This window comes from Pseudomonas sp. NFACC39-1, assembly GCF_900110355.1.
Classification (GTDB): Bacteria; Pseudomonadota; Gammaproteobacteria; order Pseudomonadales; family Pseudomonadaceae; genus Aquipseudomonas; species Aquipseudomonas tehranensis.
Window position 1 is genome coordinate 188,404 of the sequence record NZ_FODL01000004.1, and the last position, 20,384, is coordinate 208,787.

General features: G+C 55.9%; 19 protein-coding genes and 2 pseudogenes. 5 read left to right on the forward strand and 16 right to left on the reverse strand.

The features are described 5' to 3' along the window. Positions 1-77: 77 nt before the first annotated feature. The 8 genes from BMY45_RS10305 to BMY45_RS10340 all read right to left on the reverse strand — a co-directional run bounded on the left by BMY45_RS10305 (position 78) and on the right by BMY45_RS10340 (position 8,863). Positions 78-1,364 (reverse strand): aminotransferase class V-fold PLP-dependent enzyme, encoded by a 1,287-nt coding sequence (locus tag BMY45_RS10305; RefSeq protein ID WP_092397238.1) that lies wholly within the window; start codon positions 1,362-1,364, stop codon positions 78-80. An 80-nt stretch (positions 1,365-1,444) separates the two neighbouring features. Then, positions 1,445-2,341 (reverse strand): EamA family transporter, encoded by an 897-nt coding sequence (locus BMY45_RS10310; protein WP_092397240.1) that lies wholly within the window; start codon positions 2,339-2,341, stop codon positions 1,445-1,447. 31 nt (positions 2,342-2,372) lie between these two features. Further along, positions 2,373-3,602 (reverse strand): ATP-grasp domain-containing protein, encoded by a 1,230-nt coding sequence (locus BMY45_RS10315; RefSeq protein ID WP_092397242.1) that lies wholly within the window; start codon positions 3,600-3,602, stop codon positions 2,373-2,375. A gap of 31 nt (positions 3,603-3,633) precedes the next feature. Beyond that, positions 3,634-4,965: an ATP-grasp domain-containing protein gene (locus BMY45_RS10320; protein ID WP_092397747.1), complete on the reverse strand. Its 1,332-nt coding sequence runs from the start codon at positions 4,963-4,965 to the stop codon at positions 3,634-3,636. 72 nt (positions 4,966-5,037) lie between these two features. Then, entirely contained in the window at positions 5,038-6,378 is a 1,341-nt protein-coding gene (locus BMY45_RS10325; RefSeq protein WP_092397244.1) for an ATP-grasp domain-containing protein, read from the reverse strand. Between the two features lie 15 nt (positions 6,379-6,393). Further along, positions 6,394-7,146, reverse strand: a complete 753-nt coding sequence (locus BMY45_RS10330; RefSeq protein ID WP_092397246.1) for a hypothetical protein — start codon at positions 7,144-7,146, stop codon at positions 6,394-6,396. A 66-nt stretch (positions 7,147-7,212) separates the two neighbouring features. After that, on the reverse strand, positions 7,213-7,509 hold the full coding sequence (locus BMY45_RS10335) for a 2Fe-2S iron-sulfur cluster-binding protein (RefSeq protein ID WP_092397249.1): 297 nt from the start codon (positions 7,507-7,509) through the stop codon (positions 7,213-7,215). Positions 7,510-7,603: 94 nt separating this feature from the next. Next, positions 7,604-8,863 (reverse strand): MFS transporter, encoded by a 1,260-nt coding sequence (locus BMY45_RS10340; protein ID WP_092397251.1) that lies wholly within the window; start codon positions 8,861-8,863, stop codon positions 7,604-7,606. Between the two features lie 149 nt (positions 8,864-9,012). Here BMY45_RS10340 and BMY45_RS10345 point away from each other — a divergent pair, with 149 nt between their 5' ends. Both BMY45_RS10345 and BMY45_RS10350 read left to right on the forward strand, forming a co-directional pair. Next, complete coding sequence (locus BMY45_RS10345) at positions 9,013-9,468, forward strand: winged helix-turn-helix transcriptional regulator (RefSeq protein WP_092397253.1); 456 nt, start codon at positions 9,013-9,015, stop codon at positions 9,466-9,468. Between the two features lie 585 nt (positions 9,469-10,053). Next, a complete protein-coding gene (locus BMY45_RS10350; RefSeq protein ID WP_092397255.1) occupies positions 10,054-11,265 on the forward strand; it encodes a hypothetical protein in 1,212 nt (403 codons plus the stop codon). Between the two features lie 113 nt (positions 11,266-11,378). Here the strand turns inward: BMY45_RS10350 and BMY45_RS10355 are convergent, their stop codons facing one another. From BMY45_RS10355 to BMY45_RS10385, 7 genes and pseudogenes are all read right to left on the reverse strand, one after another. Next, the gene (locus tag BMY45_RS10355) at positions 11,379-12,371 is read right to left on the reverse strand and encodes a TerC family protein (protein ID WP_092397257.1); all 993 of its coding nucleotides are present in this window, start codon (positions 12,369-12,371) and stop codon (positions 11,379-11,381) included. A 416-nt stretch (positions 12,372-12,787) separates the two neighbouring features. Next, positions 12,788-13,142, reverse strand: a pseudogene (locus tag BMY45_RS28375) (DUF6124 family protein). 430 nt (positions 13,143-13,572) lie between these two features. Further along, positions 13,573-14,103, reverse strand: coding sequence for a helix-turn-helix domain-containing protein (locus BMY45_RS10365; RefSeq protein ID WP_177193338.1), 531 nt, complete (start codon positions 14,101-14,103; stop codon positions 13,573-13,575). A 17-nt stretch (positions 14,104-14,120) separates the two neighbouring features. After that, on the reverse strand, positions 14,121-14,459 hold the full coding sequence (locus BMY45_RS10370) for a hypothetical protein (protein WP_092397261.1): 339 nt from the start codon (positions 14,457-14,459) through the stop codon (positions 14,121-14,123). 524 nt (positions 14,460-14,983) lie between these two features. Further along, a pseudogene (locus tag BMY45_RS27465) lies at positions 14,984-15,076 on the reverse strand (transposase domain-containing protein); the annotation flags it as partial. Beyond that, positions 15,077-16,087, reverse strand: coding sequence for a zinc-dependent alcohol dehydrogenase family protein (locus tag BMY45_RS10380; protein ID WP_092397265.1), 1,011 nt, complete (start codon positions 16,085-16,087; stop codon positions 15,077-15,079). A gap of 55 nt (positions 16,088-16,142) precedes the next feature. Beyond that, a complete protein-coding gene (locus BMY45_RS10385; RefSeq protein ID WP_092397267.1) occupies positions 16,143-16,439 on the reverse strand; it encodes an ArsR/SmtB family transcription factor in 297 nt (98 codons plus the stop codon). A gap of 812 nt (positions 16,440-17,251) precedes the next feature. Between BMY45_RS10385 and BMY45_RS10390 the strand changes: the two genes are divergently transcribed. Beyond that, positions 17,252-17,617 carry a DUF6124 family protein gene (locus BMY45_RS10390; protein ID WP_047227997.1) on the forward strand — a complete coding sequence of 122 codons (366 nt, stop codon included), beginning with the start codon at positions 17,252-17,254 and terminating at the stop codon, positions 17,615-17,617. Between the two features lie 200 nt (positions 17,618-17,817). Then, positions 17,818-17,997 (forward strand): hypothetical protein, encoded by a 180-nt coding sequence (locus BMY45_RS10395; RefSeq protein WP_092397269.1) that lies wholly within the window; start codon positions 17,818-17,820, stop codon positions 17,995-17,997. A gap of 319 nt (positions 17,998-18,316) precedes the next feature. On the opposite strand, the gene BMY45_RS10400 is transcribed toward BMY45_RS10395, so the two are convergent. Then, positions 18,317-19,330 (reverse strand): AraC family transcriptional regulator, encoded by a 1,014-nt coding sequence (locus tag BMY45_RS10400; protein ID WP_092397271.1) that lies wholly within the window; start codon positions 19,328-19,330, stop codon positions 18,317-18,319. Positions 19,331-19,463: 133 nt separating this feature from the next. On the opposite strand from BMY45_RS10400, the gene BMY45_RS10405 reads away from it, so the two are divergent. Beyond that, entirely contained in the window at positions 19,464-20,384 is a 921-nt protein-coding gene (locus tag BMY45_RS10405) for an alpha/beta hydrolase (RefSeq protein WP_092397749.1), read from the forward strand.

Genomic DNA, 20,384 nt, shown 5'->3' on the forward strand with positions numbered 1-20,384 from the left:
ATCTGAACGGCCGACGTCAGCCCCGCAGCGGCATTGAGCGGTGCAGAAGACTGGCGTCGATCCGGGCTGGTGGGGTGTCAGGCGAACGTGCGCATGACCTTGAGGGTTTTCTCGATATCTTCAGGGGTGTTGACGATCCCTGCAGAGAAACGCACCGTCGAATGGCGATACGGTGTGGCACTGGCGATGATCTTCTGTGCTTTCAACTTCGCCACGACATCCTTGGGCGTCCAGCCTTTAACGTCGCAGCACACGATTCCAGCGGAAAACTCGGCGGAGCGGGGCGTATGCAGGTGCACATTGGGCAGACTCGCCAGGCCTTCTTTCAGTTGACCGTTGAGTTCGGCGACGCGGTCGGCGATACGCTTGCGGCCGATTTTCTTGACGAACTCGAACGCCTCGATCACCCCCCACTGGTTTTCAAATGCCAGGAATCCGCCAGGGCTGACCCAGGCGGCCTGCGTTTCACCTTGCGGATCGCGTTGCTGGCGCCAGGCGTTGCCAGGCTCGGCGGCCATGATGGTAGGGATGGTGGGAGTAATCTGCGCCCATTGACCTTCACGTGCCCAGACCAGCCCCGTACCGTGCGGGCCAAGAATCCACTTGTGCGTGCCGGCGCTGAAAAAGTCGCAGCCCAGACTGGCCACCTGCGCCTCGGAACAACCGAAGCCGTGCACACCGTCGATCACATAGATGATCTGATCGGCTTCAGCGCGATCACGATTGAGTCGGGTCACAAGTGCACCGATGTCCTTGAGCGGCAAGCGCACGCCAGTGCCCGAGTGCACCCAGGTCATGGCCAGAATGCGGGTCGAGGGTTTGATGGCCGCTTCTATGCGCGCGACGATCGCGTCGACACTGACATCCTCAGGTCCTTCGTACAGGTCGATGCGACGGATGCTCCCACCCCATTTGACCACTGCCAGGCGCATGGCCTCGTCGTGGGTATACCACTCGTGATGTGTAGTCAGTATTTCCTGATCGGGACGCAGCTTCAGGCCGTTGTAGATCATCGCCAGACCCTGAGTGGTGCTGGTGGTCAGCGCGATGTCCTCGGCCCGGCCACCGGTGTACTCTGCCGCCGCAGCGCAAACCTTGCGCCAAACCATGTCTTCGGGTTTGGCGAACATATTGTCTTCAAGGTAGGTGTAAGGGTTCTCGTCGAAGGCCTGGCGGTGGCGCGCCATCGCATCGCGTACCGGCTTGGGGTTGGAAGCCAGAAAGAAATTGGAAATGTGCACAAACTCCGGCGACAGCTTGAACTGCGCTCGTACCGAAGCCCAATCGGCGGGATCAAGTGTCGGCACGGTTTCATCCTTGACAGGCGCTTGACCCACCTGTGCGTTTACTACATCTGCAAACATGCTGCCTCCAATCAGGGTCGCTCCTACAGTGGCGCCCATAAAATCACGTCTTCCCAGACTCATACCGGTACCCTATCGTTTCACATTGAAGTGCGCGCAGGGCGCGCGAAAATAGCATTGAAAATACGCTGACCATAGAGGCCGACGGCCAGGCCGAGTACGATCAGTACCATCGCCATTACTTTGCTCACCGGCACACTTTCGTTGAACACCACTACCGAGCCGAGCATGCCGAAGATCGGCACCAGCAGAGACAGCGGCGCCACTGTGGAGACCGGATAGGTTTTGAGCAGCGAGTTCCAGATCCAGTAAGCGAACAGCGTGTTGGGATAGACCTGGAACAGGATCGACAACACGGCAGTCGTGTTCACCTGACTGACAAACGCGGTGTAGCCGGCGCTACCGTTCACTGCGTAATCGAGGGCGAACAGCGGAATCGGTGCAAATGCGCTGGACCAGATCAGAAAGCCGAAGACATCCTTGGTGCTGGCCTTCTTGTTGATGATGTTGGCAACGCTCCAAGACGCCGCGCCCACCAGCACCAGCAACACGCCGGTCAGGCTCACCGAACCGTCACTGATCTTGATGATGCACAGCAGCCCCGCGAGGGCGATCAACATGCCCAGCACCTGGAAGCGGGTCAGCGCTTCCTTGAACACCCAACCGCCGAGCAGGATGGTGAAGAACGCGCTGAACTGCAGCACCAGCGACGCGATGCCCGCCGACAACCCGGCCTTGATACCCAGATTGACCACGCCCCACAGACCAATGCCGAACACCAGGCCATAGCCGATGATGTAGCGCCACGGCACGTCGGGTTTACGGATGAAGAAAATCGCCGGTAACGCACAGAGACTGAAGCGGATACCCGCCAGGATGAGCGGATCGACGGTGGCCAGTCCCAGTTTGATCACCGAGAAATTCACACCCCAGATTGCCGTTATCAATACAGCCAACACTACGTGCAGTGGTTTCATGGATTATTTGCCTTGATGAAAGAGGTCGGTGTCACGCCACAGAGGTCAGGTTGTGCGCCAGGCGCACACGTGAAAACAACGATTGCATCCATGCACGGGTCTGCTGGGGTTCAGCGCTTTTGACGATGCCGGCCAATGGCGCTTCGAACGCCGAATACGTCACGTGCTCCGGCAACAGCGCGCCCACTGACAGTTCATTCCACTGCACGACGTGCGCACTTGCGCGCAGCTCTTCGGCGCCGTCCAGGCCCTGGTAGATCCGCTCCGGATGGGTGTGCCCCGGGTACACAAACCAGCCGAAACCCAGGTCGTTCTGCTGGAGACTGAAGGCCGAAAGGTCCAGTTCGCCGTCGACGTGAATGCGTAGTTCCAGCGACGGCAAGTGGATGCCCGTGGCTAGCTCATAGGTCGCGACCACATCCGCGCCACCGACACGGTTACCGACCTCGAGGAACACCGGCTCGTCGTCCGCCATGATCGCTTCGAGATGAAACGCTCCATTATGGATCTGCACCGCTTGCAGCGCCGCGCTGACCCACTCGTGCATCGACGCCGTGGTTTCAATGTGCCACGAACCGAGCGGTTGACCACGCTCCATGTAATCCAGGCAGGTGCCCACGTATTCGCTGGACAGTAGGGTGATGACCCGACCGTTCAATACCAGACCGTCGAAATGGCGGATCGGGCCGCTGATGTATTCTTCGACCTGAAACTCATCAATGCGCAGCGCAAGATCACTGATCTTGTGCATGATCTCATCAAAGGCGCGAGCCGGTTGCTGATGAATGCTAACGTCCATGCTCGACGCGCCGCTGTGAGGTTTCAGCACGGTTGCGCCAGTCCACGGTACATGGCCTTGCAGCGCCAGATAGCGCTCCAGCGACATGAAGCGCGGTACACACAGATGCCGGGCTTGAACCGCTGCTTTCATCTCCAGCTTGTTGCGCGCCAGGGTCATTGACTGCAACGACGCACCTTCGATATTCAGCACTTCGCGCAGACGCGCCGCGTCGAGCAATTCGTACTCGGACATCGAAATGACGCGATCAAAGGTTTGGGGACTTTCGGCCAGCCACGCCAGCGTTTCATCGAAGGCGCTGTTCAGCCCGGCTCGCACCACGCTGTGACAGCGCAGGTCGGCGGGGAGCGTATCGATCGCCGATTGTTTGCCGATGTACGTGACATCGTGCAAGTCATGGTCAATCCCGCGATGGTATTCGATGCGCGGATACGGGACACGGTGAAGAATCAGGATTTTCATGCCGGGGATCTCAAAGCGTATTAGAGAGAAGTCAGGACGCGACCTTGAACGATTGCGCAGCGGACAGGTGGCGGTTCAGTACCGTGAGCCACTGTTCACGCAGCACCGTTACCAGATTGCAGATGTCGATGCGCGAGTCATGCAACGCGACGCAGGCATGGGCCACGAAGTCGCTGTTGTCTCTGGGTGTTGCATGGATCAGCCGTGACTGGCCGATGATCCAGGCGCATTCGAGCAGCGCGATATCGTCCTTGGCCAAGTCGAGGGTCTGCGCGGCTAACGTCAGCGTGTCATCAACCATGCTGCGGATTTCGCCCAGTTCGATCACGTCGAGCGTCATGTCCTCGGATACGCCGAACATCACCGTGGCGGCGCTGCAGGTTGCCGGTGGCAGTTCATGCGGCACTGACGCGCAGAACACCGAATCGACCCACGCCGCATATAGATCGACTCCATATACCGCGTGCGCAAGCGTCCAGATTTTCATGCCGCCGGGGCGACGGTTAGGCTCGATCACGGCCGTTTGGTAATCGGCATCACTGAGTTTGATCTCGTTGTGAAACGGACCGATTCGCTGGCCGACCAGACGATTGACCTGCTCGCCGGTCTGACGAATCGCCTGACGCTCTGGCTGGCTGAGGCGGGCGGGCAGGATCTGCGCTACTTCCACGGGATAACGTCCGGTGGCGCTGACTTTTTCCGTGATAAACCACAGATCGCCCAAGCCGTCATAAGAGTATTCGCGGGTGAAGGTGATGAATGCTTCTGCCAAGACACCGCCCTCCAGGTAGGGCGCGACTTCGGCAAAGGCCTGCTCGCAATCGTCCCCCGGGGCGACCATCACCACCCCGCGATTGTTGCCTTCACACGCAGGTTTGATGACGAAGCCGCATTCCTGGCGCAGGGCGAAAGTGCGCATATCGTTGATGCATCCGATCTGCTGGAAGTCCGGCAGCATGACCCCCAGCGGGTCAAGCAGGGGACGGTCGCGATGCTCGGCGATGCGGTAGGCCAGTTTGTCAAAGGCGCCCAGCGCCAGCTCGGCGTCGTCCACCGGCAGGCCGAGTTGTTCGAGCAGGGCCGCACCGCTGGCGACCGCGTTGTCGGAAAAAACCATTCCGGCACTGATTCTGCCCACGTCCTCGCCCAACTGACGCAGCGCATGGCGGACGAAATCCGGGTCCAGCGGGTCGGCATCGATGACCCGGTCACTGATCTGCAGGTCATGATCCTGAGGATTGTCCCGGACCAGCCAGGTCTCGGCACCCCATTGCTGGCGCGCGTAGTTGCGCATGTGCAGAACATCGCCGATCCGGCTCAGGTTGTAGTCCACTATTAACAATACAGGCGCACGCAGCGGCATGTTCGTCATCCTCAAATGCATGAAATGGTTCATGGACAGCATTGCTGTTCCAGGCGCTTGATCAGCGGGACTTCAATGGCTTTCGACGTCGTACTGGATGTCCAGCGCCCTGGCGGAAAGACGCGCCAGACGCTCAAGTTCTGTTGCCTGACGGTCTCGGTCGAACGTCCACAGCAACTGCCCCAAAAACACTTCCCGGGCATGCGCGGGAATCACATCGCCTGCTTTGAGCAGAATGTGTTTCACCACCGGCGCCAGGGGCAGGTCGTTGAGGGTGATTGAACTCAGCGTTCCTGGTTTGGCGAAATAAACCCGGAAGAAAGTCGCTGTGGTCTGTGCGCTGCTGCCGTCCGCCTGCCAGCCAAATTGGGTCAGGCGTTGCACGAGCGCTTCGCGGGGCAGGGCGTCGTCCTGACTGGCCAGAAGCAGATCCAGCCACAGTGAGAGCATGCTGTGGCCGCCGGTGACTGCCTCCACGCTGTGGGAAATCAAGCTGCCGCCAACGCGCGGATTGATCTCGATCAGGTCCCAGTGTTGCCCGGTGAAACGCGCTTCAACGTGGTAGCAGCCCCACTTGAGATCCATGCAGCCCAGCACGTTCTTCAGCCACTGTAAGCCCGCCGCAATCTGCGCCTGATCAAGGCTTGCCGGCGGCGTGGTGCAGCTGTCTTCCAGCACCGTGTCAGCGGTCTCGGTCACTTCGTATTTTTCATGGACGGCCACGACATGCGCCTGACCATCGACCAACAGCGTCTCGAAACTGAACTCCTGACCGGCGATGTAATCCTCCGCCATGAACTGCAAGCCGTTGTTGAAGGCCGAGGCATACACCGTGTCCTCGACCGAAGCCTTGCGCAGTTCCTCAAGCGCTTCCCAGGTGATGTCCTTGCGCATCGCAAACGCCGCATACGAAGCGATCCCGTGGATCGGTTTGATGAAGTAGCGCTGGTTCTGCGCTTGCAGTGTTTCCAGCACCGTTGCAGTCAATGCATAAGCATTGGCTTGCGATAATCCTGCCTCGGCCAGTTGGTTGCGCACCTCAAACTTGTTGCGCAATGCCAGTGCCTGTCGGGCATCAATGTCATACGTTCCGAGCGCAGCGTTGGCTGCGGCCATCAGGTGTCGATAACCTTCCCACACACTGATGCAGCAGGTGACTTGCTCGCCGGACTTGTGCAGCGTCTGGACTGCGTTGTTCACATCTTCCAATTTCAACTGGTGAGAGTCTGCGGTGTAGAGCCGGTCCGCCCAGCCCAGAATCTGTTCCAGGCGGGCCGGCACGTGTTCCGGGAGCGGCAATGAAGTCAGTACGAAACACCGGAGCTGGCGGCGATGTAGCTCCTCCTTCAAGTCCTCCAGGAAAGAAAAGCCGCAGTGGCTCAGGATCAGAACGCCGGGTCGATTTGAATTCATTGCCTGCTCCATGGCTTAAGCTGCCTTGTCTTGCGGCTTGGCCAGGGTGTCGATGTACAGCTCGCTGAAGTACATGGCGAGAATTTTCTGATGCTCGGCCAGGTAGCGTTTCAGGGCTTCGATGTCCTGCTCACCTTTGATCAGGAAGCGCAGAGCGGCCCAGACTTCACCCGGATGGTCGTCGTTGATATCGGTGTGGGAATGGGAAACCTGACCGATGATGTTTTTCTCGCCAACCGACGCCTTGAGGGCTTCAAGCTTGCGTGGTTCGAGCTTCACGTTCACGTACTCGACCAGGTAGGAATAGGCAACGACGCCCAGTGGGCCTTCGTGGTCCAGCAGGTAGGAGAAGAAGCCCGCCAGCAACTTGGTGGACAGGTACGGTTCGGTGGCCAGGAACTCTTCGCGACTTACGCCGACACGTTCCAGATCCTGAATGAACAGGTCGTCGTGGAGCATTTCTTCCTGTTCGTAATGGGCCCAGATCTGTGCCGCTTCCGGGCTGACCTTGGCCACATCGACCAGGGCTTTTGCTTCAGCCACGCGCAGCAGACGGATGCGCCATGCGGTTTCGACCAGATGACGTTTGTAGTACGCGCTGTTAACGTCTTTGCCTTCCAGGTGAGCGGCTTGAGGTACGGTTGCGTACCATTCCTCGACTTGCGTATCGATAATCCGGTCAATTTCCCCGCGCAGATTTAACGACGCGGCAGCATTGAGAAAAGGAGTGCGATCACCATAGCCAACATTTTTTACACGGTTAAGCATAATCAAGCCTCTGTTGTGGGTTTGTTTTTAACGCGTTAATTAATGAACCGACCTCAACTGCAACTATCAGCCAATGACTTCAATGGCTAATTCACCTCTTATCAGGCATTGGCACGCCAGACGGTATTCTTCGCCGGTGTAGCCCAGTACTTCGATAAACGCTTCTTCATCGCCGTCGCGAGGGTTTAACGCCTCGAGACCCGATTTGACTTTGATCAGACAGGCGCCGCAGGCCCCGACGCGGCAGCCCAGCGGGATCACATTCTTGCCACCGGCTTCCCACTCGATATCGGTAATAGGCGAGTTGACCGGTAACTGAAACTCAAGTTGATGCGACGCAATAGTGAGTGTGTGCAACGCCATACTGACCTCGGTTGATATTAAAGTGTGTGTGGCAGGCCCACTGTTTCACGCCATCCGTTAATTTGCGATCGCGAGAAGTTGTTAGGTTGGAACGTTATTTGGAAGTTAGTCCCAGGTAGATCCAGTACAGCAGGGCGACTGCGCTGATGGTGGCACCCAATATACAAACGGCGACCCAGCCAAAGTGTGCATAAGTATAAGTAGCGGCTATAGCACCCAGACCACTGCCCACCGAGTAGAAACACATGTAGGCGCCCACCAGTCGGCTTTGTGCATCGGGTCGTGCGGCAAAGATCAGGCTCTGATTGGTGACATGGACGGCTTGCACGGCGAAATCCAATAACACCACACCTACCACCATGGCGAACAATGAGTGTTCAACGAACGCCGTAGGCAGCCAGGACAAGGTCAACAGTGCCAACGCGACGCCCGTTGTGCGATTGCCGAGCCCTTGATCGGCGAGCCGTCCGGCCCGTGCCGCTGCCAGCGCACCGGCCACACCGGCGAGTCCGAACAACCCAATCTGGGTGTGTGTCAGCGACAACGGCGGCGCGCTGAGTGGCAGTACCATCGACGTCCACAACACACTGAACGCGGCGAAGATCAGCAGGGCGAAGGTGCCCCGGACACGCAATGTGCGTTCGGTCAGGTACAACTGGAACACCGATCGCAGCAATTGCCAGTAGCCGCCTTTCGCCGGTGGTGTGGTGGAGGCAGGCATGGTGCGCATCAGCACCAGTGCCATGCCGATCATCAGGGCGGCCGAGACAAAATAAACGCCGCGCCAGCCGGCCAGATCTGCCACTGCCCCGGAGACGAAGCGGGCCAACAGAATCCCCAGCACCACGCCACTGGTCACGGTGCCGACGGCTTCGCCACGCTGCTCGGGACTCGCCAGCGAAGCGGCGTAGGCAACCACCACTTGCACCACGACCGCCATCAGGCCCACCAGCACCATCGCGCCGAGCAACATGCCCCAATCCTGCGACAGGCCAACTGCGCACAGGGCCAGAGCCGACAGCAGCATTTGTGTAAGGATAAGTTTCTTGCGATTGAGCAAATCACCCAGCGGAACGATGAACAACAACCCGACGGCATAGCCGGCTTGTGTCGCGGTCACTACGACACCAATCGTGCCCGACGAAACCGACAGGCTAACAGCCATCGATTCCAGCAAAGGCTGGGCGAAGTAGACGTTTGCGACCGCCATGGCGCAGGTAATTGCAAAAAGAAAAGTCTGATAGCGACTGAGCTTGGAGGTGTCCCGGGTTTGGGGGACTCGCCGCGTGTGCCCACCGCTGGATTTTTCGGCTTCGATGTCCATCTTTACCGGGGCATGAGACTTGAACGGCATCACTCCATCCTTGGAACATGTAGTTTCGAAAGGAAACCGATTCGTTGATTTTTATCAAATGAAGTTGTTAAATGCAACCAAATCTGCAAAACATTTTTGTCTGACGTTAGAACTTCCCCCCTTCCTACTGACTCGCCTCCAGGAGACCCATGGCCAGACAGCAATTACTGGCGCAGAGCGAATGCCCGGTCGCCCGCACGCTCGAAGCAATCGGAGATCGCTGGGTATTAATGATTATCCGCGACGCGTTCGACGACGTTCGCCGCTTCAGTGAATTTCAGAAACGTCTTGGTCTCGCCAAGAACATCCTCACGGTCAAGCTCAAAATGCTCGTCGAGTTGGGCGTATTCAACATACAGCCGGCGTCCGACGGCAGTGCCTACAAAGAATATGTGCTGACTGAAATGGGGCGCGCGGTGTTTCCCATCGTCGTCAGCATGCGCCAGTGGGGGGAGCGCTACTTGTTCAACACAGGGGAGAGCTATTCGGTGCTGCTCGACAATGAATTGTCGGAGCCGGTAGAAACCATCGCCGTACGTTCCAAGGCGGGCAAGGTGTTGACCCCGGCCGATTGTCATCGGCGGGTCGTCAAGCGCTGGGGTTGAGGCGAGTCGAAACGACTGGTCGACAGCAACGGATCGCCGATCAAGTGGGGTCCGAAGTGCCGAAGAGCTAAAGCCCAGTGGATGTAGATAACGCCACTGCGCGTTCCTGCCGCGACGCTGTTGAAGTCCTTGCGATTGTTCGGGCTGCCAAGAAACGCTGCCAACCGTAGCGGTAGTTCTTGTCCTGAGGCAAAGTTTCACCTTCAGGCTCTCTCAGAACCGTACGTGAGCCTCTCAACTCATACGGCTTCCGTTGCCCAATCAAACCGCATTTCCAAAGACCTGCCAGTGCACGAACAACGATGGACAGGCTTTCTTCATTCGATTGAGCCAGTCAGCACTGCCCTGCTGCGGCAGTGAACCGTTTCGCGTCATGCCGCCTGCGCAGGCGGCCTCTTGCAGGCATCCGCGTATTCCCGCTGAATGCCCCTGAGCGCCCGTTACACCGGTTTTGAATTCAGACTCACACTCTAGAGACAGTGTTCTATGCTGCTATCAAGCACCGCGTAGTGATAGTGACCGTAAACGAACGTTCACTGCGGCTCTGTATCCGGCCTTTACCCTTGCCAACGGACGGCGCCTGTTATGAACCAGTTGACCAGTTATACCGACACCAACGACTCGTTGAATCAACGCATCTTGAACAACCTGGAAGCGGGGCGGCCTGGCGGTCTGAAAGTAGATCTTTATCTGGGTGACCAACCTGCGCTGGATCTGACCACGAATAATCTGACGCTTTTATCGAGCCAGCAATACCCGTACACAGCCCTCGGAACGATAGGCATACGAAAGTTGCTGGATCCGCCCGAGAGTAGCGTGGTCAGCCAGATTGTGAACCGTCACGCCGTACTGCCGAGCAATTCCAGCGCCGACCAACTCGTTCTACTCGACGTGCAGGGCCAAACTGAAATCTCACAGGCACTGAGGCGGGATGCGCGTCATACCCAAGGTAGCGCCTATAGTCATCCGCTGTTCGACTCAACTAATCAGCATGTGCAGTGGATTCGGACACATCGTGCGCAGATGTTGCTGGCATTCGAGGATATACGGCAGCAAGGGATCGTGCGTCGGCAGGCAAAAGAAGCGTGGGATCACTACGACGCCGTTTCCAGGCTCGACGCCACGACCAGGGAAGCGGTGAACACCTGGCTTCAGGGGGAGGATCACAGCCTCGGCTGGGACCGGTTCAAAAGAAACGATGTCAAATCTGGAAATCGCTTGAGCACCCACTACACGAACCTTCGTGGAGATCTGAAGACCTCGCAGTCTATAACGTCGGCCCGCGGGGAATATGCAGCAAGCAAACTCCTGATCACCGCGTATGGCACGGACTACCAGATGAAAATGGGGAAGTCCGCAAACGGGATGCGCCCCAATGGAATAGACCAGATCTGGGTCAAACGCGACATGCGCACAGGCAATGTAATTGAGTACCTGATTGTTGAAGCGAAAGGAAGCGTCAACGCGACACTGGGTCATCCCAGTACCGGCCAGCAAATGTCACCCAAATGGTTGTTCTGGTGCCTTATCAATATGGCAAACAAAAACGCATCGTACATAGGGCCTGAAACGAAGACGGATTTACCTGTAAAAATCCTCAACGCATTAATCAACCCAGGGGGGATTCCCGTTCGAGGCATTGTCTTTCACTCTCTCCACGGATCGAAGAATGAAAGCAAGGTTGTGCAGATGAACGATATCGGACTCTACCAATTCGCGTCTGCATTCGAGAACGCATCGAAGGGGGGCGGACTATTCACCAACGCGCCTACACAACAGTACATCGCGTTTAAGTGATGAGGGGCGGCTCACTTTCGGCTGCCCCTCACCCATTCAACGACATCGGCCTATGGCCCCCCGATGGCAGGCGCCAATATTGTTTTCGTGTAGCGGCCGCCACCTGTTTGGATCTAAACCTGCGAGCGGGCAGAGGCCTGCTCGCGGGTTTTCCAAAGCGATAGCAGCACACCGCCCAGCAACAAAGCCAGGGTCACGCTCAGGGAAATCACCGCCGGAATCTTGCCGATGATGCCGACCAGGAAAATCTTGCCGCCGATAAACACCAGCACAAGCGCCAGGGCGTACTTGAGATAGGCGAAGCGGTGAATCATCGCCGCCAGAGCGAAATACAACGCACGCAGGCCAAGGATGGCGAAGATGTTAGAGGTGTAGACGATGAAGGGATCCTGAGTGATGGCAAAGATCGCCGGCACGCTGTCCACAGCGAACACCAAGTCGGCACACTCAATCAGCACCAGGGCCAGGAACAACGGCGTCGCCCAGAGCACGGACTTCCCACTGGCATCCGCCTGGCGGACGAAGAAGCGCCCTTCATGCAAGCGATCGGTCACCCGCATGTGTTTGCGCAGGAACTTCACCAGCAGGTTTTCGCTAAGGTCCGGGTGGTCATCGATCTTGCTGAACAGCATCTTGGCCCCGGTCAACAGCAGGAAGATGCCGAACACATAGAGGATCCAACTAAACTCGGCGATCAGCGCCGCACCTAGGCCAATCATGATCGCGCGCAGCACGATCACACCGAGAATGCCCCAGAACAGCACCTCGTGCTGATACTTACGCGGGATTGAGAGAAAGCTGAAGATCATCGCCATCAGGAATACGTTGTCCATCGACAACGATTTCTCGATCAGAAAGCCGGTGTAGAAATCCATCCCGGCGTCTCCGCCCTTGACCTGCCAGACCCAGAGCCCAAACAGCAAACTGGCCGTGATATAGCCAGCAGACAGCAGCAAGCTTTCACGAACGCCGATTTCTCGATGCTCACGGTGTAACACCCCGAGGTCGAAGACCAACAGGCTGATAACGATGCTGATAAAAACGAGCCACACCCAAGTGGCGGTGCCGAGAAACTCGGCAAAAAAGAACGGTTCCAGGGCAGTCATAAGCCCCTCCTCTCAGTGTCGAAGTTGTACAAACTGCAACTCCGACATGGCAGCGATTCGCTGTCAGAGGGGCCCGGCGTTGTGGGAAAAAATTTAGAGAGGCGTGGGGGATTTCTCAATCAGGTAAGGGTTGCAAGGTGTTTCAGTGGGGGAGGGTGTTGCTGAGGTTGGAATGTCGCTATGCATGGAAACCTCAGTCTGTTCCGCCATATCCAGGGCGTCATCGACCTCAATTCACCCGCGTAGTCGGAGCCTATAGGTCCGCTTTTGGCTGTTTGCAGCCTATCGCTAGGAGGGACCGTGGTGGATATGCGGGAAAAAAATTTGAGAATATTTACAGCTTAATCGTCCGCTTCTGCAGATAGAAGAACCAAAACCCGACGCAAAACGTCGGGGTTTTTCGTTGGGGCTGAATACTATTGTCGCGGTTCCACGTTATCCGACACCCGATTCGCCAGCAACGAGCTCAGCTCAATCAACTGCTGGATGCCCTGCGCCACATGACGCCTCGATCCATCCAGATCAAACGCCAGATCACTCACCATGGCATCAGCCGAAGCTAACGTCTCGTTGAGGTTGGCAAGCAGGCATTCGTTATCGAGGCCTTTCACGACGGTGAATAGCTGGCCCGGTTTTGGTCCATCTTGAGATTTTCCGGTTTCGGCAGCAAATAGTGATCAAGCACGCGTTTGGTGATTTCGTCTAGCTGCTTGGCTTTGGATTTTGCGACGTAGCAGTGGAATCTGCTTCTGGCGGATTCGGGGGGGGCATGAAACGGCGGCGGTTTGAGCAAGTTGGCTGAGGAGAAGAAGGGTGGCAGCCTGAATATCAGGAAATAATCCGTCTACTTATTCTATGAACAATGTAGATATTCGTATCTGCTATTAGGCATCTCAAATCACCCATAACAGCTCAAGAACAGAGGGGGATTTCAAGAATTTGCTAGGAAAGTAGTTGAATAACATATGAAGCCATCAAAAAGAAAACCCCAAAAATAACACACATGGAGTCGCGAATGGTCCACTTCGCCACTATTATAGCTTCTCGAGTCGCTTTTGATTGGGTGACTAATTCTGCCAAGAGAGGATTGGACGGAGTGGCTCCGTCTAACCTCCTTGATCGAAACCTAAACCACTCAACCCGAATGGGTACTACCGCCAATAAGAACGTTCCTATTAGCCCAAGCAATGATGGCCAGAAATTAGGGTTCATCAAATTTTACCTGCATAGGAATACTGTGGAAAATGGCCTCGCTGTCCACTTCAATCTCAATGGTTTTAGGGAGCCTTACGTGCCCCTCCGAATTAACCGAAACAACAGCAAGAGATTCATGGTCGCTAGGACTTAAAAGATACTGTCGCCTTAATGTATCAACATCCTGCATTATTTCGATAAGGGTGTTTGTCGAAGATATTGTGCTTTTGGAGCTTATTTCGACCGGCTTTACATCAACACTTAACTCTCCACCAAGGGCTTGAGCGATAGCGATCATATCTTCAAGCCTTGGTATATTTCTTGGGGTTGGGTTCTCGATGTTAAAAATTACATCTGTAGAGCAGCCAATTTTTTTGGCAAGTGTTTCTTCGCTCCAATCGAGTTGGCGTCTAAGGGTCTTAATAGCTCGCGCAAAGTTATTAGTAATCGTGGCTGTAGACCATATCCTACGTGACACTGGATCCTTTTTGGACTTTTCTTCAATTAAACCAATTAAGGATGAAACTGATTTTTTCATTTTGGCACCTTGCATCGTTACGGGCCGGACGGCTCCACCAAGACAGATTTCCCCAGTTTAGTCCAGTCCCTTTCCTGGTTGCCATTAATAGCTCTATCTATGGTTAGGTTTAATTGAAGGGGAGAAGGCTTTCTATCCCTGTACAATACACTGCAAGGCTTTTGTTGGAGATGCCAAACGCGTATTGGTGTATTTCCCGCGACACAATTGCCTTTGACCCACCCTGTTTTTTCAATATCATAAAGCTCGGCCACCAACCAATATGCACCTTCCATAAGATCAAGAGTGCCACTTTGAATCCAATCCCTTAGCCTTTCATAAGTCCCGTCATTAAATCTCATGTTGACGTTAATCATGGTGTTCTCCTAGATTTCGATCCTTTTTATTCTGGCGATGAAAATTGGTGGAGCTGTAAATAGCCCTACATGTATAGCTTTGAATTCTCAAAAAACCGCATATGTATTCTCAATTGATATATGCCATATTTGTAATGATGGGCAGAGAATAGACGCGGGAGTAATGTGTGTCGAAATTTTTGGTTCAGATTTACCAAAATAGTCCCGAGGGCAGGTCTCCTGCCTGCGGCATGCTCAGCTCGGATGAGCATAAACCACTGAAATTAAAATAGAATTTTACTAAAGTTCTTAGTTCGTAATATGCATCGTGCATGCCCGGTATAGGCCGGCTTTTGCCTTTCGTGATAGGCAGCTCCTGGCCGATTTCTGCCTGCCGTGAGGGGCTGCAACCGGCCAGAAGAGGACGTTGCGAGCGCATTAAATAAATCTGTCCCCTTTTCGGTCCGATTTCCAGTCCGATTTTGAGTACCTGTCGCGCTCGAAAATTTACACAGCCTGGACCCCTTGCTGCCGGTTGTGACAGACAGCATGGGGCCAATCTCTCTCGTCCGCTGCGTCGGCAGCCGTGGCAGCGCATCTTTGAGATAGGCATACGGATCATGCCCATGCATGCGTGCTTAGATATCCAGGCAAATTTTTCCGAAATGCTGGTTGGTTTCCTGATACTTGAACGCTTCGACAATCTCGCTTAAAGGGAAATGACGATCGATAATCGGGCGCATGCCATTAGCATTGATGGCTCGGATCATGTCCTGCTGCTGGCTGCGGCTACCCACCAATACACCCTGCAGACGCACTTGCTTGATCAGTGCCGGTACAAAATTCATTGCACCACTTACGCCACTCAATATGCCGATGATGGAGATGTGACCAGCAACTCGAACTGCACTCATCGATTGCTCAAGCGTCGCAGGACCGCCGACTTCGATGATGTGGTCAACACCACGGCCACCCGTTAGCGCGCGTGCAGTTTCGCCCCAGTTGAGGTCTTTGCGGTAATTGATCACATGATCAGCGCCTAGCGCTTTCAGACGTTCAAGTTTTTCGTCGCTTGAAGAGGTCGCAATAACGGTAGCACCGGCCATTTTAGCGAACTGCAGGGCGAAAATTGAAACGCCACCAGTGCCTTGGACGAGCACGGTGTCGCCCGGCTTGAGTGAGTCATCGGCCATCAGGGCGCGCCATGCAGTAAGGCCGGCGGTGGTAAGCGTCGACGCTTCAGCATGGCTGTAGCCAATAGGCGCGAGGGTGAACGATGTGGCGTTGGCCGTCACTTGCTCACGAGCGTAACCGTCAATGCCATCACCTGGCACGCTGACAAAGCCTTCAACCAGTGGTGCACCGTTGATCCATTCCGGGAAGAAGGTGCTGACGACCGAGTCACCCACCTTGAATTCAGTGACATCTGGGCCGACAGCAATGACTTCACCTGCACCATCGGCCATGGGGATGCGTTTTTCGCTAGGGCCCCACATACCGCTGACCACCGCGAAGTCGTGGTAGTTGAGCGAGTTGGCATGAAGGCGTACGGTGATTTCGCCACGCGCTGCGGCTCGGACTTCGCTGCTGCCAACCACAACCTTTTCATAGCCGCCACCGGGTTCAACGAAGATAGTTTTGCTGCTCATAGGGGTTTCCTCATGTTTTCTCATTACGCGAAATAACGAAATGAAGGTTTAAAAATTACAATTCGATGAGCAGCCTAGCCGCAAAGTCATCAATCGCCTGCTCATTGCGCCGGTAGTAAGTCCACTTTCCGATGCGGGTGGTCAGCACGAAGCCTGCACGTTGCAAGATAGCTAAATGTGCAGACGCGGTAGAAGGTGAAAGCCCGGCCTTGTGCTGCAAATGGGTGACGCACACGCCTATCGCAGGATCGCCATGATCCTGAGGGGGGAAATTACTGAGTGGGTCTTTGAGCCACTCCATCATTTGCATGCGAGTGTCATTGCCCAGGGCTTTGAGCTGTTCGAGTATCATGGGCGGCAATGCTACGCTTTTTTACGAAATGTTCAATAAGTAATCTATTACCCAACGCAAAGGATTGAAATCAAAAAACGCATTCAGCTGAATCGAGCCTGCTTTTTGTGGGCGCATTGAATGACTGCTTGGACTATCCCGCTGAGCTGGTAGACATCCCCGGTATGCTTGAACGACTGCTTCTGGCCGATCACTGCCTTTCGCACCGGACACCATCCTCGGACAAGCTACATAGCCAGAAGGAAATCGGCAGACCGGCCGCCCGTCACGCTGCCGCTCACCAGCCTATCGACGCTCTGAGGTGCCTGCCGTACGCAACCAGCACGATTCAAAGCCCAATCAACGAAGCCAAAGGTGATAGCCAGCGTCCAGTCTCCCCGCCCCGAATCCAACGCAGTGCTGCCGGCAATTCAGTCCCGAAAACCTCAACGAAACGCTCGATGTTTGTTGCGCATAAACATGTTCCAAGGCGCATGTTTAAAGACACCCGGCGTTACGTCCTAAAGGCTACGACACCTTGCGTCCTTACTTACGCGTGCGTCAGAATCCGCTGGCTTGTGCGCTGTGCCCCTCGGCCTCTATCGTTTACCTGCCACTGCCCATCAGTGGTCGGGTTTAGTAGCCCGGATGGTGTTAGTAAGGTGCATGAGCACCATTCAGTCAGGTTTTTTTCCTGCACTTAATGGTGGTTGTGCGCAGGGCGCCCTTGGGCGCGCCGGCATTGCTAATTCCACCGGTCTACTAACCTGCGCACAGCCGCCACCCTTCTTTTAGTAGAGAACGGTTGCGGCCCCAACTCTGGAATTAGACATATGTTCAAGGTTACCCCCAACCCCCCGGATATCGATCCGGTACCCTACGACGCCTCTCTCGATCCTAAGAAGCTAAAAGAGGCGGCAGACCGCGCACTCAACTTCTACCTCAACCCCGGGGCGCCGAAAACGCAGATACCGCCCCGCAAGTCCGGCAACATCTTCCTCATCGACCCAACGGTGGATGACGAAACGCTGCTCGTCCACGCCTGCGAATCGCTGGCGTCGGCCAGCGATATGGCCAGTGATATCGCCGGCGCAATGGAAGGCTCGCAGCGCAACACGATGATGGTGCTGCAACAGGTGATCATGTTGAGTGAGTTAGCGGTGAATCGCGTACTGGATAACCACCAGTTACCTGGGTAGTCGCCAGGTACGTTGTGAGGGCGCCTGCGCCCTCACAGCATTGATTTTGCCTACAGCCAAGCGGGAACCATCCGCTATCCACAACTGCGCAGATCGGAAATAGTGGCACCGCAGACGGACTATAGGAAATGAGCGACTGACGTCCGCTGGCTTCGTTTCACTGACTCAGCAGGGCCCCCGATCAGGGAGGAGAAAAAGACATGTCCACACATCGAAGTTATCAATCAAGCATCGAGCAATTACATCGTGAGGTGGAGGCTTTAGCTGAAGAAATGAGGCGCCCGACCCCATTCCGCGTTACGTGGTTGCCGTTCAGCATCGGTGCAGCGTTCGCTCTGACTGTGTTTGTCGTCGTCGCTTTTGTCGCTAAGCATGTTTGATGCTCTATCGCTGAGATACCTTTTTTGGTCATGCCGTGGCGGTAGCCGGCTCAAGGCGTATTCGGCTTGCAAGAGGGGGCTTTCTCGATGACGTCGAGGGCGTGGAAATGGGAACGTCTTTATTTTGGACGGAGACGGTGAGCATGACCGAAAAGGGGACGGGCCGAAAAGCGACGTTAAATCTGAAATTTATCGGCACGTCAGCAGATGTGGATTTCGCGCAGAGGCGCGATTTCCAGTCCGGTTTTGAAGGATTGAATTCCCCCAGGCCGATCAGACACTGCTCCTGAAGCCCTCCCTAATTCGAAGGATTCCCCGCTCAGTAACTCTTCGAACTAAGTTGCCTAGCTTCATGGGGCGACCTTCCGCTCCACTCCTTGAAGGCGCGAGAGAAGGCACTGTGCTCCGAATAGCCCAGCAGCATGGCGATATCCACGATTTGCAGGCGTGGATCGCGCAGGTACGACAGCGCCAGTTCGTGGCGCACTAGGTTCAACTCATAGCGAAAGCTGGTGCCGGCCTCTTTTAGACGGCGCTGTAGCGTGCGTGGCGAGGTGCCCAGTCGGGGACTTATTCGCTCTATGCTCGGCTCACCTTCGCGCATGACATGGGCGATGGCCTTGCGCAGGTGTGCCACGAACTCATCCTGCTGTGGCAACTGGGCCAGCAGGCGATCCGCATGTTGTTCCAACAGGGAGACTAGCTCAGGATCGGGGCTCTTAAAGGGCAGTTCGAGTAGTTGCGCGGAGAAACGTAACACCGCCTCGGCCTGACCGAAATGTACCGGGCAACCGAAGAATGCTTCGTAAGGTCTGGAGTCAAGAGGGCCGGAATGAGTGAAATCGATCCGCAACGGGTTCACGGTGCCGCGCACTAGGGCACGGCAGAACTGCACTACAGCAACCATACCGGTTTCATTCACCAAGGGTCCGGGCTGGTACTGGCTGACATCCCATACCAATTCGAACCAGCCGTCGCCGTAGCGGCGAGTCATGGGAATGACGTCGTACACCAGGCGAATGTAGCGTTCCAATCGTTGCAGAGCAGTACCGAGATTACCGCAGGCCAGCAGCACCGATCCGAGCACACCGATATGCCGGGCGCTGATGGTTTGACCGAGGTGAAGTCCTAACAGCGGATCGCCTAACTCGTGCGCCGCTATCACCAACAGGCGATCCCAGCATTCCACGTCAACGCCGCCGCCCCCTTGGGCGGGTGTGGGCCAGGGCCGGCCAAGTACCGACTCGGGCTCATGACCGAGTGCCTCCAGGTATTCATAGATCAGTTGCACGTAGCTCTCGGGCACTACGCGCCTATACAAGGGCTGGTTCATCGGGCCTCATTAGGTGGGTTGGCCTTTTGTTGTTTGGCGCAAAGTGTCAAGCGGGGCGTCGGGTACCGTCAAGCCTTCATAACAGCAGCGGCCGAAAATGACAGCACTCCAGCCATTCCAGCGGATGCTGTTCATGAAAACGATCACCGAACTTCTGGCACCAGCGACAATCCAGTTTTTCTCCAACGGCTCACATTGCGTTGCCGATTTTTACCGCCCACTGGGTGCCGGACCTTTCCCGGTGGTAGTGATGGCACATGGACTTGGCGGGACGCGCAAGATGCGTTTGCCTGCCTTTGCCGAACGCTTCGCCGCCGCCGGCTACGCCTGCTTGGTCTTCGACTATCGCCACTTCGGCGACAGCGAGGGTGAGCCACGCCAACTGCTGGATATCAACCGCCAACTCGAAGACTGGAAAGCCGCGATAGATCACGCCCGTCGACTCGCGGATGTGAACGCGGAGCGTATCGTTATCTGGGGCACCTCGTTCGGTGGCGGACATGTGCTGGTCACCGCGGCCGGCGATGCCGGTGTGGCCGCTGTCGTCTCACAATGTCCCTTCACCGACGGTCTGAGCTCTAGTCTTGCCATCAAGCCCCTGGTATCTCTTCGCCTCACCTTAATGGCCCTGGCCGACCGAATTGGTTCGTGGTTCGGTGCCAAACCCATTCTGGTTCCGCTCGCCGGTCGACCTGGCGATACGGCATTCATGACTTCCCCGGATGCCTGGAGTGGCTATAACGGGTTGATCCCGTCAGGTGCACGTATCCGCAAAGAGGCCGCTGCGCGCTTTGCCCTAGACATCATTCGCTATTACCCCGGGCGCAGTGCGCCACGTATCCAAGCACCAGTGCTGTTTTGCGTGTGTGATCCCGACAGCGTGGCTCCGGCGAAGCGGACGCTGCATCACGCCCGGCGTGCGCCACATCAGGAGATCAAGCGCTATGCCTATGGGCACTTCGAAATTTATGTGGGCAAAGCCTTCGAACAGGTTGTGGATGATCAACTCGACTTCCTCAAGCGCCACGTGCCAAGCACTCCAACGAAGAGGTGA